Consider the following 14,599-nt stretch of genomic DNA (forward strand, 5'->3'; position numbering starts at 1 on the left):
TGTTGAAAAAAAGTTCTGATTGTACCGAAATTCTCGTCGGCAAAGCTGCTACCATTGATGGCTCGACGATCGTGGCTCGTAACGAAGATGGTTACGGCCCAATTAATCCAATTAAATTCGTGGTTCATCCAGCCAAGGATCAAACCAAAGCTGAATTTAAATCTGTAACCACTGGCGTGACTGTCCCATTACCAGATCACGCTTACCGCTACACGGCGACACCACAGGCTGACCAGAGCGATGGCCAATATGAGGAAGCCGGCATTAATGAGTTAAACGTCGGCATGAGCGCAACCGAAACCACCGCGACAAATGCACGTGTTCTTGGCTACGATCCATTAGTCGATGACGGCGTTAATGAAGAAGCAATGCTAACACTCGTTCTTCCCTATATTAAGACTGCCAAAGAAGGCGTCCAACGACTTGGTGCTTTGATTGAAAAATATGGGACTGGTGAAAGTAACAGTATCGCCTTTAACGACCATAACGACATCTGGATTCTAGAAACTGCTGGTGGTCATCATTGGGGCGCTATGCGCTTACCTGACGACACTTATGCAATTGTACCTAACCAGACTGTTGTCGAAGACCTAGATTTGAGCGACGCTGACAACTATCTTGGTGCAACTGACCTAGCAGAATTTGTCGAAAAGTATCATTTAAATCCCACACCAGGCCAATTTAATTTCCGTGAAATCTTTGGCACGCACGGCGAAGACGATGCTTATTACAACACGCCGCGGACTTGGTACGGTCAGAAATTGTTCAATCCCGAAATTGGAGACCAACAGCCGACCGATCAAACGATGCCGATGTGCCGCAAGCCTAGCAAGTTATTAGCCATCGAAGACGTGCAATTCTTCTTAGCTTCCCATTATAATGGCACACCCTATGATCCATTTGACACCTATGCTTCCGGCACTGCCAATGACCAAAAGAAATACCGGTCGATCGCCATGGATCGTAACCAATGTCAATCGATTTTGCAGATACGTAACGATGTGCCTGCTGAACAAGCTGCCATCCAATGGGTTGCGATGGGTTTCTTTGCCTATGCGCCATCAGTGCCATTCTTTACCAACATCAACGACACCCCACTTGATTACCGCAATACGACGGCAACCGTCGATGTGCATAATGTTTACTGGCTCAACAAAACGTTATCAACGTTGATCGAACCACATTGGCATGAATTTGCCGAAGCCGTCAACGCTTATCGCAACGGCTGTCAATCTTATGCTCGCGGTCGTGTCGCGGCAACTGATGTCAATGTGACTGGTGATGTGACCGACTATTTAACGAAAGCCAACGCTGAAACTGCCGGTGAAATTTCCAAGCGGACCTATGCATTATTTGACGAACTCGTTAAACACGGCTTGTTACTATCAAAAACAAGTTGGGAAAAAGGCCAAAATCTATAATTAAATTATGATACCATTTCATCAATAAAAGCGTGTGCTTACTCATTAATCTCGAGTAAACACACGCTTTTTGTCTGACTAGCTTGACTCAACCACGAATCATTAAATGACTAATCAACTGCGCAATTTGTTGCGACGACAATCCCTGCTGTTGTCGCTGATGGGCATAACTATCACTTTTTAACATGGCAATCAGCATATCCGCCCGAAAAGTAAGTTCTGTTTCATCAATTTTCTCATTAACCGGTGTCAAAACTTGTTTGAATAGGTCGACTAATTGCTGATACAAGGCACTTTGATAATAAGTCGCCATGACCGTTGGCCCATTTTCAAATGCCGTTAGCAACTGCAGGCGTCGTTCCCGAAAAGTCAAATACTGCGCTAAGATCTGCTGAAATTGTTCCACTGGCGTTGCCGTCGTTTGAGCTAAATACTGTTGACTTGTCGTGATGAACTGCTGAATAAAGTCTACTGCTAGAGCTAGGCACAACTCGCTCTTATTAGGGTAGTTGCGATACAGGGTGCCGGTACCAATCTGGGCCGCACTGGCAATGTCCTTCATGCTAACCACCTGAACTGATCGTTGTTCAAACAACTGCCCGGCCGCAGCCAAGATTTTGGCACGATTTTGTTCTGCATCTTTACGCATTTCTTACACCCGCTTCCAGCTTTGCTATCAGCTTACGCTAACCATGCCTTCTTGACAAGTGGAGCATGCTCCGTTTATAGTTAACATGCTTTTACTCTGTGAAGAAGGTCAAGGATATGCTCATTTTCAGCTATGGTTTAATTATCGGTATTTTTGTCAGCCTAATCGGCGGGGGCGGTGCTGCCCTTTATCTCGGTGTCCTCACTAGTCAGATTGGTTTAGCAACCGCAGTGGCTGTTCCGACTTCGCTACTAGTTGCACTACCCGCGTTGTTTTTCGGCTTTTTAACGCAAACTCGGATTAAGAATGTTAATTTTCACGTTGGTAATCAAATGATACTCGCTGCTATTCCTGGCATCTTGGTGGGAACAATCAGTGCCCAATTTATTCCACAAAAATTGTATAACTGGATCGTTGGCACAATCTTTATCGTGATGGGTGGCATGGTGTTGCTTAAAGCCATCCGGCGTCAAAAGAAATCTCGTGAAACGACTCAGCAAATCTGGATTGCCCGCGGCTTTGGCCTACTCAGTGGCCTAATGGTCGGTATCGGTGGCCTAAGTGGTGGGGCCACAACGGCGGCCGGGCTGACTATTTTAGGATTAACCGCAGTCGAAGCAGCTGGTACTGCCACCTACGTGCTGACAACTATGTCGGCAATTAGTCTGGTCAGTCACCTATTCACCAGTACCTTTGCTTGGCAAGCGGGTTGGCTATTGATGATTGGTGCCATTATTGGCGCAGTCATCACGCCGCTAGTCATCCGTCGATTGGACTTAGACAAAGTCAATCGGGTATTAACGCCATTTCTTGGTCTACTGATTATTTACTTTGGTGTCAAAATGTTTATTTAGCAAATAGGCCACCGTCATCGTGAGTTTAACGATGACAGTGACCTATTTTTTGTGTTTACTTTAAGCACTGCCAAGCAATTTCATCACAATGCCACTTTAATTGTATTGCACTGCGGCGTTGAGTTTACGACGATTAAATAAATAGATAATTGCTGTTAAAGGAACGACGAGTAACATCACTGGGTAAAAGAACTTTAGTGGCAAAATAGTCGATAGAATACCACCAATGATCGGTCCAATCGACATCCCAATATCGCTTCCCAAATAATAAGTCGCATTAGCGAGTCCCTGTTCTTTCATGGGAGCTAACAAGAGCTCTGTTGATTGAGAAACAGAAACCATCACCCCAAAACCAACCGCCATTAACCCGGCTGCCAAGATCATCTCGAAGTTATTTTGCATGATCGTTAATAGGATGATATAACCAATCGTTGCCATTATGCAGATAGCAAACCAAATGCCAAATGAAATTGTATCAAAATAATTTTTTAACAGCATCCGAATAACGATTAAAACAAGTGAGTAACATAGGAAGAATAGACTGACAGTAATAGTTAAATGACGTTCTTGAACATACATGACGATATCAGCTTGAGTCACAAAATAAGGAATAGACAATAGTGAAAAAATCATGGCTACCGGCAAGGCATCGCGTTGAATAATCTTAAAATGTTGGTCTTTTAAGTCGACTGACGGTTTGGCACGATTATCGATCAATTGTATGACAACTACCATTGCTACAGCGCTCAAGGCTGCCAAGCCGATAATGAATTTATAGCCTAAAAGTTGATAGATACTAATTGCTAGCGCTGGCGCAATCGCCATTGCCAGCGCGTTTAATAAGCCATAATATCCCATCGCGGCGCCAAGATGTTGTCGTGGCACTAAATAAGCCATCCAAGTCGCTAAACAAACGGTACATAGGACGAAGCCTAACCCATTGATGATTCTGAAAAATAATAACCAGGGTGCACCTAAGGAAAAAAGGTAACCAAAATCACTAATCGCGCATAAGCTACCACCGATTAGTGCTAATCGATATTTAGAAATTCGATCAGTTAAATTGCCGGCAAAAGGTCTTAATACCATTGACGTCAGACTCATAATGCCCACAATAATACCGGCAAAAGTGCTACTAATCCCTAAATTACGAGCATAGCCGTTCATTAGAGGGTTGACCGCTTGAATACTAAACTGGTAAAAAAAGGTTGCTAACATCACGCAAACAATATCTTTTGAAAAAAATGAAAATTTCTTTGTCAAATTCTGCTCCTTTAAAATTTGTTTAAACCAAATAAAAAAGGCGGCTATAACCACCTTTCTTATATTTACTATGGCCGAGCAATGCCTTTGAATAACTGTAGCACAGTTTTGGCATGTTCAACTCCGTTATAAGGTCTCTGACCAATATCTTTGATGATTATTTGATCTGGTTTCACTGGTGACCATAACTTTTCATGTTGATCAGTCGCAAAATCGAGTAATGTTCGACTAATAAACCCATCACGTTCGAGTTGTTCTTGACTCGCATCAGGTGCAACTTGGCCGACAATACCGTACATATCAGTCCCATGATAAGCGGGAGAACCTTCGACTGGACCGACACTTAGTTGATAAACGTGGCCACCTGCTTGAGCATGATCGTGGGCTTCCCGAATCGCTGGTAAGGTAAAATTATAATCTGTAAAGAAGCGGGTTCTAACATCAAGCGGTGACGCTTTGCCAGCACCACAATGTAATGCAATTGCCTCGGCTTGTTTGCGTGGAATATGGCAATCATAAACCATTTCATCAACCACAGCTTCAATGGTTTTGGGATCAACATTATCTGGAACATTAGCTGCATACCAGCTTGCTTCGGCCGTTGTTGAAGTGATGATTAAATCAACATCTTTATGTTCCCCACTTTTAATCACATCAGCAGGATTGGCCTTCAAAACGCCATTTGGTAAAAATTCATCTTCGACAATGCCAATTGAAATGGTATTTAGATTGCCACGTTTCAAAACGTCAGTTGGTAAAACTTGATTAACCGCAGCCGTTAGTGATTTAGCATCAACCGTTAACAACTGCTCTGGTGACGTTAGTTCTAGTGTTTTTAAAACTTTATCCGCTAATTCTTCAGCCCACCATGCTGGAATATAACGGGCAGCATAGCCAGAGAACGCTGCTAGTTTGCGATATAATCCATCAGCTTCTGGTACCGCTAAAAGTGTTAAAAGTGAAAATGAACCGGCACTATGACCCGTAAGTGTCACTTGATTGGCGTCGCCACCAAATGACCCAATATATTGGTGAATCCACTTTAAAGCTAGGACCATATCTTGCAGTCCTAAATTACTGGCATCCTTAAATTTCCCGCCATATTGAGATAGTTCAAGCCACCCCAGCGCTCCTAGACGATAATTAATGGAAACACCGACTACCTTACCGCTAGCAACCAACCCAGATAGATCAGAAGTATCTTGAGAATTAGCCCCATAAGTCCAACCACCCCCATGGATATACACAACCACAGGCAGTTTTTCTTGAACATTATCTGGCGCCCAAATATTAAGATTTAAGCAATCTTCACTTTCACCTTTGTCGGAACTTAAAAAAGCAGGATCCGTGAATTGCATTGATGCTGGTCCACTTTGACTATAGTCGTGGTTAGGGTCAAACGGAACAATTTGAGCTTTTTGAAACCGATCAGCAGTACCATAAGGGACTCCGAGCCATTCTTGCACATTATTAAACTTCTTATTAAGATGTGACATTTCAAATTCCTTCTTCTACACTTTTTTATATCGCTTTGTTTCAGTATCCCTCCAGTTTAAACTATGTCCTAACGTTACAGTCAACTGAATTTCAATGAAAAAAATTAAACGCGGTTATTTCAGCAAAATATATTAATTAATTCCGTTTCATATCCTATAAGTACCACATAAATTCGTAGCTAGCATGGAAATACCCTCAGGAAACGAAAAAAAGCCAATTTGAAATCGTCGGATTTCAAATTGGCTTTTTAGAGTCATTAATTTGCTTAAGTTTAAATTCTAGTATTTTTTGCTTAACTTGCTGGCTGCGGCTTCATCAATGATAACCGTAACATCAGGATGATTTTGCAAAATTGAAGCTGGGCAATCAACTGTGTCAGGCCCTTCGATCATACCCTTAACTGCGTCAGCCTTGTTGTCGCCAAAAGCTTCGAGAATCAAATGCTTGCTCTTCATGATTGAAGCTAAGCCCATTGAGAAGGCTTGCTTAGGAACATCATTTTCGCTAGCAAAGAAACGTGCGTTAGCTTCGATAGTTGATTCCGTTAAGTCAACAACATGAGTTGTCACGTCGCGGGCAGTCCCTGGTTCGTTAAAGCCAATGTGACCATTACGGCCAATACCTAAGATTTGTAAGTCGATTGGATGTTCGTCGATCACTTTGTCATAACGCTTAACTTCTTCAGCTGGGTTAGCAGCTAAACCGTTTGGCAAGAATGATTCTTTAAATGGTTTTTGGTCAAATAAATGTGATTGCATGAAGTACTTGTAACTTTGGTCGTTATCTGGTGCAATACCAACATATTCATCCAAGTTAACGGATGTGCAGTTACTGAAATCTAAGTCACTCTTTACGATTTCTTGATAAGTTGTAACGGGTGTCGAACCAGTTGCCAACCCAAATACTTTAGCCCCATTGTCTAAGGCATTCTTAAATACTTTGTATCCTTCTACACCGCCGGCAGCTTGATCCTTTACTACGATAACTTTCATAATTAACTGACTCCCTCTTTATTTGGTATAGTCCAATTGTATATTGGTCTAGACTAAAATTCAAGAGGTTTGTTCGAAATAGTTAATTTTTATGTGTAACCGTTACCACTTACAGCCAACTATCGGCTCACAAAATAACATATTAATTGTATTATCCTATCAATTTGCCTATACTTAAGGAGTTCGTAACTCCGTAGAGCGTGAAAAACTCTACGACTAGCCAAGGCTGCAAAGTCGTTGGCTATTTTTTATGAGTGCAACTCAGGGCGTACAGCCACCGAGCATTACCTAGCTAACCAATGACTCGGTGATTTCTCCGAGTTGTTGATTAGCGTAGCAAGCACAGGTTGCTGCCCTGAATTGCACGTTACGACTATCAAGATAAACCCAACACCCCGCCACGTTTTGTCCAAGAACCAACCACTAAAAATTACACACAAGCATACACAATCATCACAAAATTTTTTTCTAAAACAAAAATTCAAATTTTCAACAAAGTGCGTTAAACTATTCCCAGTAAAATCCAACAAATGCGAGGTTTTATCACATGGAACCAACTTTTAATAAAATGACCCCAGCGGGCTATCATGCCATTGAGCAAGAAATTGCCGATTTAATTGCGCAGCGACCACACCGAATCAAAGTATTAGCCGCTGCGGCTGCATTGGGGGATCGGTCCGAAAACGCCGAATATACTAATGCCAAACGGGACTTAGGCCGCCTGGAAAGTCGGGTCCGTTTCCTGAATAAACAATTACAATACGCTAAAGTCGTTGAACCAGCTGATAATGACCAGCTCGACATCGGCAAAACCGTGACACTCGAATTCATGGACGATCACGATCAAGTCACCTATCAACTAGTTGGTAAACAAGAAGCAAATCTAGAACAAAATAAGATTTCCTTCACTTCGCCAATCGGAGCCGCACTTGATCATCACACCGTCAACGATGTTGTTACAGTCACTGCACCAAATGGAAATTACCAAGTTAAAATCATCGAAATTCATCGCAGCTAAAAAGTTAATTTAGCCGTTAGATCAGCAAAATACTTAAAAGTATGTTGCAATTTTTTCAGCACTGTATTACTTAGTCCTTTTTGACGAAAAATATCGTCAAAAAGGACTTTATATTATAAAGCCTAAAAGCACGAAATCTTCAGTTGGTACCGCTTTAAACTTAAGAATCTAACGTTTTTAACGTAAAATACAAAAAAAAAGAAAACCCTAATCTTTCTTTAATGGTTCTCAAATGACACGAGCAATGTAAACGCTACAATAGAATCGTAAAGTAAACAGAAAAGGGTGAATAATGATGGTATTGAGTATTATTACTATTTTAGGTATGGGTTTGATTGCAGCAACGGGTGCACATTTTGTGAATGGCGCACACACAATGCACATGAAGTCGGCAGAACACCAATATGGTAAAATGCCAGCAAACCTCCACCAAATCGACTTTCTTTAAATCACTTGTTTAGTCATTACAAGGAATCGAAGTGAGCCAACAGTTGACTACAGAATGGTCATTAATCACTGGATAGTCAGTTTCCGTTACACGATTGGAAACTCGCTACCCAGTTTTTTTGCCTTGTGACAAGCCTTGATCCGGTCTTTTTGGGCATGAACTAACCCTTATTTTTCAAACAAATCAAACGACAACAAAGCCCTAAGATTTGGCAATTTTTGCCTAACCTTAGGGCTTTTCTATTTCTAAAAACCGATTAACTTTTCACTAAAATTCTTGATAAACCGCTGGATCTTGATTATTCAAGCGTCCATCCGCCGAGCTCAGCCCATTAATGGTTGCCATATCCGCAGCTGAAATCTCAAAATCAAACAAGTCGAGATTACCGGCCTGCCGCTTTGGTGTTGAAGACTTTGGAATCGGCAGCGTGCCTAGCTGTAACTCCCAACGTAAAATCAATTGACCAACATTTTTACCATATTCGGCTGCAATTTGCTTCAACGTTGGATTTTGCAATAATTCAACGGCCCGGCCAAGCGGACTCCAATCTTGGGTCAAAATACCATGGGCTGCGTCATACTCGCGCTGCGCTTGTTGATTGAAATAAGGATGTAGTTCAATCTGGTTAATCACTGGCTGCACGCCGGTCTCTTTTGCCAAACGATCTAAATGCGCCGGTAGAAAATTTGAAACACCGATCGAACGTACCAGACCAAATTTTTGCGCATCAATCAACGCCTGCCAGGCTTCGACATAGTGATCTTCTTTCGGATTCGGCCAATGAATCAAATAAAGATCATAATAGTCCAATCCAGCCCGATATAGTGACTCTTGAATCGTGTTGATGGCCGCGTGATAGTCATGATGACGTCCGGGTAACTTCGATGAAATCAGTAACTCCGACCGCGGCACGGATGACCGCCGAACTGCTTCACCAACCGCACCTTCATTTTCATAGTTAAAAGCCGTATCTAACAATCGATAACCGCGGTCAATCGCAGAATCAATGACGTTGACACCATGAGCACCATTTAAGTTATAAGTTCCAAATCCAACCTTAGGTAAAGTCAAACCATCACGTAATGTATAGGTTTCCAAACCAAGCAGCCTCCTCAAATGATAATACTAATTTCATAGCGTGATCACCGATCAGCAAGGGCATCACGAATCGCCGTTTCAAATGTGAGCGGTCGTGTCGTTGGCGCAAAGCGTTCCAAAACTTGTCCATCCCGACCAATCAAGAACTTAGTGAAGTTCCACTTGATCCGACCATGGCCAGCCTCCTGCTTTAAATAACTAAATAACGGATCGGCTTCATCACCATTGACCATCACCCGCTTTGTCATTGGAAAAGTAACCCCATAATGACGCTGACAATAATCGTGAGTCGTTTCATCATCCGCTTTTTCTTGATGAAATTGATTGGACGGTAGCCCTAAAACGACTAGCCCTTCCGATTGATATTTTTGATATAGGGCTTCTAGGCCCTTAAACTGAGGGGCTAGGCCACAATTACTGGCGGTATTCACAATCAATAAGACTTGTCCACGATAGGTTTCAAGGGCAATTTCTTCACCGCTCATTTCAGTTTCTTTAAAATCATAAATTGTTGTCATCTAATTAGCCTCCAACTCGTTGGTCAATTAATCTGCGAGTCTTACTAACTTATAGTAAAGCACAAAATCGTGACTTTCTAATGAACTTTGCTCAGTGACAAAAATATTAATTGCGTTGCTGCTTGAATTCGGTTACACTAAGGACAATCATTCATAGCAACTGGGGTGCCATTCGGCTGAGATAATACCCATTGAACCTGATCTGGATAATGCCAGCGCAAGGGAGCAATGCTTATCTGGGGAACCATCAATACGGACTTTAGCCGGTCATCACTTAGTTGTCAAAACTAGTGATGACCGTTTTTTTTTTCACGGTGGCATGAATGATAACAATTTTGGGAGGTTTTATCGAATGAAATGGGCAAAAGCATGGCGACTAAGTGACATTATCTTAATCGCATTAATTGGTATCTTTTTCGGTGCCATCTTTATGGGAACGAACTATGTTTACGACGTTTTAACCGCAGCATTGGCACCAGTTGGATTATCCGGACTCGCTAACGAGCTCTTGTTAGGCTTGTGGTGTATGCCCGGAATGCTGGCCGGTTATGTGTTACGCCTCAAAGGTTCAGCCACTTTGGGCGAATTACTAGCCGCGACGGTTGAAATGTTTTTCGGCGGTCAATGGGGAATTTCAACCTTGATCTCTGGTGTGACTCAAGGTTTTGGGGCTGAATTAGGCTATATCGTTACGCGTTATAAACACTATGACTGGCTTGGTTTAACGGCTTCAGTGCTAACAACAACGCTCGTCACCTTTGGCTGGGACTTAGCTCGGAATGGTTACTTCAAATTGCAGTTATGGCTACTGATCTTATATTTCGTCGTCCGATTCTGTTCAATGTTCCTATTCGGTGGCGTTTTAACCCGCTTAATCACGGATATGTTGGACCGCAGTCACGTTTTAAAATCAACGCACACTAACAATTAGAAACGAGGGAGCAACATGGCGAACATTGCGCTGAAAAATTTAACCTATACCTATCCTGAGGCGCAAGCGCCAACCCTGAATCACGTTCAGCTCACATTCAAAGCGCATCAATTTACGCTACTAACCGGGCCTTCTGGCACAGGTAAATCTACATTGTTAAAATTGATGACTGGGCTCTTAAACTTACCTAGTGATCAAGGCACAATTAGTTACGATGGTCAGCCCCTGTCCCAAATTGACCCGACGATGCGTGCAGGTCAAGTGGCTTTAATGTTTCAAAATCCCAATCAACAATTCGCGATGGATACGGTGGAAAATGAGCTTATTTTCGCTTTAGAAAACCGACGCGTTCAACCTGATAAAATAGCCGAAAAAATCACGACTGCTTTAGCTTTTGTTGAGATTAGTAACTTGCGTTCACGTGAGCTCAATCAACTATCCGGTGGTGAAAAGCAAAAGGTGGCTTTAGCCGTCATCGTTGCCATGGACAGTGATGTCATCTTATTAGATGAGCCCTTCGCGAGCGTTGACCCAGCTGCACGCACTAGTTTGTTAAAACGACTTGTTCAGTTGCGTGATGACGCTGGCAAGACAATTATTTTAGCCGATCACGACCTAACCGATTACGCGACAATTGTCGACCAAGTTGTCCGTATCACCGCAGACCGGCAGTTGACCACCATGCCAACTGCCGATTGGCCGAACCTGTTTGCTGCCTTTGCCAAGACTAATCACTCTGATCAGCTTTGGCCATTACCAACCGAACCACAAACACCCTTGTTTCGGTTCAACCAGCTTGGTCTCAAACAAGGTCAGCACGAGCTCTTAAGAACGACTGACTTAATGCTATTACAACACCACAACACCTTGATTACTGGCCCTAATGGCAGTGGTAAATCGACCTTATTTGAGAGCCTCGTCCGCTTAACAACTTACGACGGGCAGATTACCTATTTAAATAACGACATTAAAACACTACGTCGAAAGCGCTATGCCCGCCAAGTTGCTTTATTATTTCAAGATGCCGAGACGCAATTCTTAAACATTACCGTTGCGGAAGAATTAGCTCAAAGCAAAAAATACGCCTATGGTAACTACTTCACTAGTACCCGCATCGCCTTAGCCATGACACAATTAAACTTGACCGGGCATGAGGACCAAGTCATTTACACCTTGAGCGAAGGCCAAAAGAAAAAGCTCCAAATTTTACTCATGCTAATTATGCAGTCTCCGGTCTTACTGATGGATGAACCGCTTAAGGGACTGGATTTAAAATCAGTACGCGCCCTCGTGTCATTATTAAAGTCGACCATTGCTGTCACAAAACAAACTTTGATTATCATTAGTCATCAACTAACTGGCTTGACACCGCTGATCGACTACCACTTACGTTTTGATCATCAACAGCTCACTTACCGGGAGGCGATCGAATGAATCCCAGTATTAAGCTCTTATTGCTTTTTATCATTGCGTTAGAAATCTCGTTCACGACTATTATTAGTTTGAACGTGGCCTTAATTGTGCTGGCGATTGCTTACTTACTCATTCACCACACCAAACTACGGACCATCGGTTGGCTATTGATTGTCCCTTTACTACCAGCGATTGGTCTTTGGAGTACCCAGTATATTAATGGAAGTGGCAACAAAACATTGATGGCGTGGGTCCTATTTAGCCGTATCTATACTTTCGTTTTTACCGGTGCCACGTTTACCTTGACTACCAATATTTTGCAGCTCGCCGACTCACTGGAACAGAATTGGCATTTACCGGCCAAGTTTGCTTATGGCGTGCTCGCCGCCTATAACTTGGTGCCAAAAATTCAGCACGAAGTTAAGATTATTCGGGCTGCGGGCCTAATGCGGGGTCAGCAACTTTCATTCTGGTCGCCCAAGCTCTATTTTAAGGCCGTGCTCGTATCCATCAATTGGTCCCAAAATTTAGCTCAGGCCATGGTTTCACATGGGTTTGTTGAAGATGCGCCCCGGACTCACTTTCGTCACTGCCCATTAGTTTGGCAAGACTGGGCAATTTTCACAGTTAGCATTATTTTGATGCAAGTTGGCGCTTTTCTCCTACCATGGCATTAAAAAAGACGTCGCCCATTTGAAGTTGGGCCGCGTCTTTTTTTAGCCACCAGCCATCTACCGTTTAGCCGCTTCAATTTGTGCTCGTAAATCTTGAATTTCAGCCGTAGATGACATTGGATCCGCCATTAACTGATCATATTTAAATTGTAATAAGGGTAAGTCTGAGGGTGCACTGGCCTTGATTGCCACTTGATCAGGATCGACTAACCGCTGCGCTTTAAAAGCCAATGTTCGCGTCGTAACTTGCTGGCGAAAGACTTCATCATGAGAAACGAAAATGACAGTACCAGGATAATTTTGTAAATAGTCTGCTAGGGCGTCTAAGGCATCCACATCTAAATAATTGGTTGGTTCATCAAGCATCAACACGTTATACGCTCCAACTAGAATACTGACTAGTTGCAGTTTAACTAATTCACCACCGCTCAAGCCGACCACCGTCTGATCGTAAAAGCGTGCTGGTAACCCCAACGCACCCATGATATTCCGAATTGTTTGATCTGGTAGCTGACTCGCCGCACGCACGGTTTGCCAAACTGTCAAATGACCATCTAACGCAGTCATGTCCTGCTGGAAAACACCAATTTTAGCTGCTGCCGATACCGATAACCCCTGACACCCATTTAAAATAGCTTTTAACAACGTGGTTTTTCCACAACCATTGGGGCCAACTAACGCAACTCGTTCACCGGGTTTAATTTGAAAACTCGTTTGTCTCAATAACGTTTCATTATGTTCACGCAGCGTTAAATCACTGGCGTAAACTACTGTTTTACCAGTAAAAGCTGGAAAGTCCGTGGCAACTAATTTGAAGCCAACTTGTGTAAACGGCTTAGTCACCGTTGCTTCACGTGAAGCCCGTGTCATCAAGTTCTTCGCACTACGATCCATCTTCGCGGCCGTCGCTTCTCGTAATGATCTCGAATTAGCCCGTTCACCAGCAGTCATTCGTCGATTACCCTTACGAATTCGTTGCGCTTTTTCCTTGCGTGCTTGCATCGCTTGTTTTAAATCACGTTCATGCCGATTCTGGCGTACATAGGCCGCTTGCTGGGTGGCAATGGCTTGATTTTTTTGTGCCAAATAGGCCGCGTAGTTTCCTGGATAAGCCTTAAATTCTTGGTGACTGACGGCCCAAGTTTGCGTCGTGACCGCATTTAATAATTGGCGATCATGGGAGATCAACAATAATAGGCCATGATACTGACGTAATTTTTTAACCAACCAAGCTTGATGTGGCTCATCCAAGTTTGATGACGGCTCATCTAATATTAGAATTTCAGGCCGTTCACTCAACGCTTGCCGAACACGCGCCATCATTGCTTGTCCCCCACTACGATCTTGGGTGGGCGCAATTTGGGCAACATGCGTCACTGGCGCATCTACTAGCAGCTGACCAGTATAATCTTTATCAACACCAGTTAAGAGGTGCGCTAATGTTGACTTACCAGCCCCATTACGACCGACAATCCCGATGTGATCGCCACTAGTCGCCATCAGTTGCTCAATCGTAAATAGTGGGCGACCATTAATTAATTTTTCAATTTTTGATAATTTTATTTCAGACATTCAAAATTCCTCCTTAGGTTCAAGGATTAAATCGTCGCACAAAAAAAGCGTTCCCTTTTTACGTAGAGACCGCTGGCATTCGAATTCCAGCCAGCACAACTAATTAATCCCGAAAAAGACAGTCCACCCCTGATAATTTAGTTTGACTGTTTAATTGCTAGAATTAATTAGTTGCGCATTGGCTGAAATCCTCCGTGTTTTCATAAGTTGATTCATAGGTTATCATGGTTTAATTGTTTTTGCAACTCACG

14 protein-coding genes and 1 riboswitch are annotated in these 14,599 nt (G+C 42.9%); of the genes, 7 read left to right on the forward strand and 7 right to left on the reverse strand.

Going from position 1 to position 14,599, the window contains the following annotated elements:
- The first annotated feature begins 2 nt into the window (after positions 1 to 2).
- Positions 3 to 1,421: a C69 family dipeptidase gene (locus tag FFM64_RS10570; RefSeq protein ID WP_137608076.1), complete on the forward strand. Its 1,419-nt coding sequence runs from the start codon at positions 3 to 5 to the stop codon at positions 1,419 to 1,421.
- A gap of 88 nt (positions 1,422 to 1,509) precedes the next feature.
- On the opposite strand, the gene FFM64_RS10575 is transcribed toward FFM64_RS10570, so the two are convergent.
- Positions 1,510 to 2,070, reverse strand: a complete 561-nt coding sequence (locus FFM64_RS10575; RefSeq protein WP_137607993.1) for a TetR/AcrR family transcriptional regulator — start codon at positions 2,068 to 2,070, stop codon at positions 1,510 to 1,512.
- Between the two features lie 116 nt (positions 2,071 to 2,186).
- Here FFM64_RS10575 and FFM64_RS10580 point away from each other — a divergent pair, with 116 nt between their 5' ends.
- On the forward strand, positions 2,187 to 2,924 hold the full coding sequence (locus tag FFM64_RS10580) for a sulfite exporter TauE/SafE family protein (protein ID WP_137608077.1): 738 nt from the start codon (positions 2,187 to 2,189) through the stop codon (positions 2,922 to 2,924).
- A gap of 96 nt (positions 2,925 to 3,020) precedes the next feature.
- Here FFM64_RS10580 and FFM64_RS10585 read toward each other — a convergent pair whose 3' ends face one another.
- The 3 genes from FFM64_RS10585 to FFM64_RS10595 form a co-directional block, all read right to left on the reverse strand.
- Positions 3,021 to 4,187 carry an MFS transporter gene (locus FFM64_RS10585; RefSeq protein ID WP_137607994.1) on the reverse strand — a complete coding sequence of 389 codons (1,167 nt, stop codon included), beginning with the start codon at positions 4,185 to 4,187 and terminating at the stop codon, positions 3,021 to 3,023.
- Positions 4,188 to 4,255: 68 nt separating this feature from the next.
- The gene (locus tag FFM64_RS10590; RefSeq protein WP_137607995.1) at positions 4,256 to 5,683 is read right to left on the reverse strand and encodes a carboxylesterase family protein; all 1,428 of its coding nucleotides are present in this window, start codon (positions 5,681 to 5,683) and stop codon (positions 4,256 to 4,258) included.
- A 279-nt stretch (positions 5,684 to 5,962) separates the two neighbouring features.
- Positions 5,963 to 6,676: a glucosamine-6-phosphate deaminase gene (locus FFM64_RS10595; RefSeq protein WP_137607996.1), complete on the reverse strand. Its 714-nt coding sequence runs from the start codon at positions 6,674 to 6,676 to the stop codon at positions 5,963 to 5,965.
- Positions 6,677 to 7,223: 547 nt separating this feature from the next.
- Here FFM64_RS10595 and greA point away from each other — a divergent pair.
- Both greA and FFM64_RS12355 read left to right on the forward strand, forming a co-directional pair.
- The gene (gene greA, locus FFM64_RS10600; RefSeq protein ID WP_137607997.1) at positions 7,224 to 7,694 is read left to right on the forward strand and encodes a transcription elongation factor GreA; all 471 of its coding nucleotides are present in this window, start codon (positions 7,224 to 7,226) and stop codon (positions 7,692 to 7,694) included.
- A gap of 292 nt (positions 7,695 to 7,986) precedes the next feature.
- Complete coding sequence (locus FFM64_RS12355) at positions 7,987 to 8,142, forward strand: hypothetical protein (protein WP_171000390.1); 156 nt, start codon at positions 7,987 to 7,989, stop codon at positions 8,140 to 8,142.
- 267 nt (positions 8,143 to 8,409) lie between these two features.
- Here FFM64_RS12355 and FFM64_RS10605 read toward each other — a convergent pair whose 3' ends face one another.
- Positions 8,410 to 9,240, reverse strand: coding sequence for an aldo/keto reductase (locus FFM64_RS10605; protein ID WP_137607998.1), 831 nt, complete (start codon positions 9,238 to 9,240; stop codon positions 8,410 to 8,412).
- 44 nt (positions 9,241 to 9,284) lie between these two features.
- Positions 9,285 to 9,758 carry a glutathione peroxidase gene (locus FFM64_RS10610; protein ID WP_137607999.1) on the reverse strand — a complete coding sequence of 158 codons (474 nt, stop codon included), beginning with the start codon at positions 9,756 to 9,758 and terminating at the stop codon, positions 9,285 to 9,287.
- A gap of 151 nt (positions 9,759 to 9,909) precedes the next feature.
- A riboswitch (TPP riboswitch) is annotated at positions 9,910 to 10,002 on the forward strand.
- Between the two features lie 108 nt (positions 10,003 to 10,110).
- Here FFM64_RS10610 and FFM64_RS10615 point away from each other — a divergent pair.
- Genes FFM64_RS10615 through FFM64_RS10625 form a run of 3 tightly spaced genes read left to right on the forward strand, consistent with a single transcriptional unit; the run spans position 10,111 to position 12,779 of the window.
- Positions 10,111 to 10,689: an ECF transporter S component gene (locus FFM64_RS10615; protein WP_137608000.1), complete on the forward strand. Its 579-nt coding sequence runs from the start codon at positions 10,111 to 10,113 to the stop codon at positions 10,687 to 10,689.
- 15 nt (positions 10,690 to 10,704) lie between these two features.
- A complete protein-coding gene (locus tag FFM64_RS10620) occupies positions 10,705 to 12,123 on the forward strand; it encodes an ATP-binding cassette domain-containing protein (RefSeq protein ID WP_137608001.1) in 1,419 nt (472 codons plus the stop codon).
- Positions 12,120 to 12,779, forward strand: coding sequence for an energy-coupling factor transporter transmembrane component T family protein (locus FFM64_RS10625; RefSeq protein WP_137608002.1), 660 nt, complete (start codon positions 12,120 to 12,122; stop codon positions 12,777 to 12,779). The genes FFM64_RS10620 and FFM64_RS10625 overlap by 4 nt, the downstream gene beginning before the upstream one ends.
- Positions 12,780 to 12,833: 54 nt before the next feature.
- Here FFM64_RS10625 and FFM64_RS10630 read toward each other — a convergent pair whose 3' ends face one another.
- Positions 12,834 to 14,348 (reverse strand): ABC-F family ATP-binding cassette domain-containing protein, encoded by a 1,515-nt coding sequence (locus FFM64_RS10630; protein ID WP_137608003.1) that lies wholly within the window; start codon positions 14,346 to 14,348, stop codon positions 12,834 to 12,836.
- Positions 14,349 to 14,599: the final 251 nt, after the last annotated feature.

The organism is Lactiplantibacillus daoliensis (assembly GCF_005405005.1).
GTDB classification, from domain to species: Bacteria; Bacillota; Bacilli; order Lactobacillales; family Lactobacillaceae; genus Lactiplantibacillus; species Lactiplantibacillus daoliensis.

Bases quoted from the DNA above. Each gene is read 5' to 3' on its own strand.
- greA (WP_137607997.1), top strand. From the start codon at position 7,224: ATGGAACCAACTTTTAATAAAATGACCCCAGCGGGCTATCATGCCATT.
- FFM64_RS10595 (WP_137607996.1), bottom strand. From the start codon at position 6,676: ATGAAAGTTATCGTAGTAAAGGATCAAGCTGCCGGCGGTGTAGAAGGA.
- FFM64_RS10625 (WP_137608002.1), top strand. From the start codon at position 12,120: ATGAATCCCAGTATTAAGCTCTTATTGCTTTTTATCATTGCGTTAGAA.
- FFM64_RS10630 (WP_137608003.1), bottom strand. From the start codon at position 14,348: ATGTCTGAAATAAAATTATCAAAAATTGAAAAATTAATTAATGGTCGC.
- FFM64_RS10590 (WP_137607995.1), bottom strand. From the start codon at position 5,683: ATGTCACATCTTAATAAGAAGTTTAATAATGTGCAAGAATGGCTCGGA.
- FFM64_RS12355 (WP_171000390.1), top strand. From the start codon at position 7,987: ATGATGGTATTGAGTATTATTACTATTTTAGGTATGGGTTTGATTGCA.
- FFM64_RS10620 (WP_137608001.1), top strand. From the start codon at position 10,705: ATGGCGAACATTGCGCTGAAAAATTTAACCTATACCTATCCTGAGGCG.
- FFM64_RS10615 (WP_137608000.1), top strand. From the start codon at position 10,111: ATGAAATGGGCAAAAGCATGGCGACTAAGTGACATTATCTTAATCGCA.
- FFM64_RS10580 (WP_137608077.1), top strand. From the start codon at position 2,187: ATGCTCATTTTCAGCTATGGTTTAATTATCGGTATTTTTGTCAGCCTA.
- FFM64_RS10610 (WP_137607999.1), bottom strand. From the start codon at position 9,758: ATGACAACAATTTATGATTTTAAAGAAACTGAAATGAGCGGTGAAGAA.
- FFM64_RS10575 (WP_137607993.1), bottom strand. From the start codon at position 2,070: ATGCGTAAAGATGCAGAACAAAATCGTGCCAAAATCTTGGCTGCGGCC.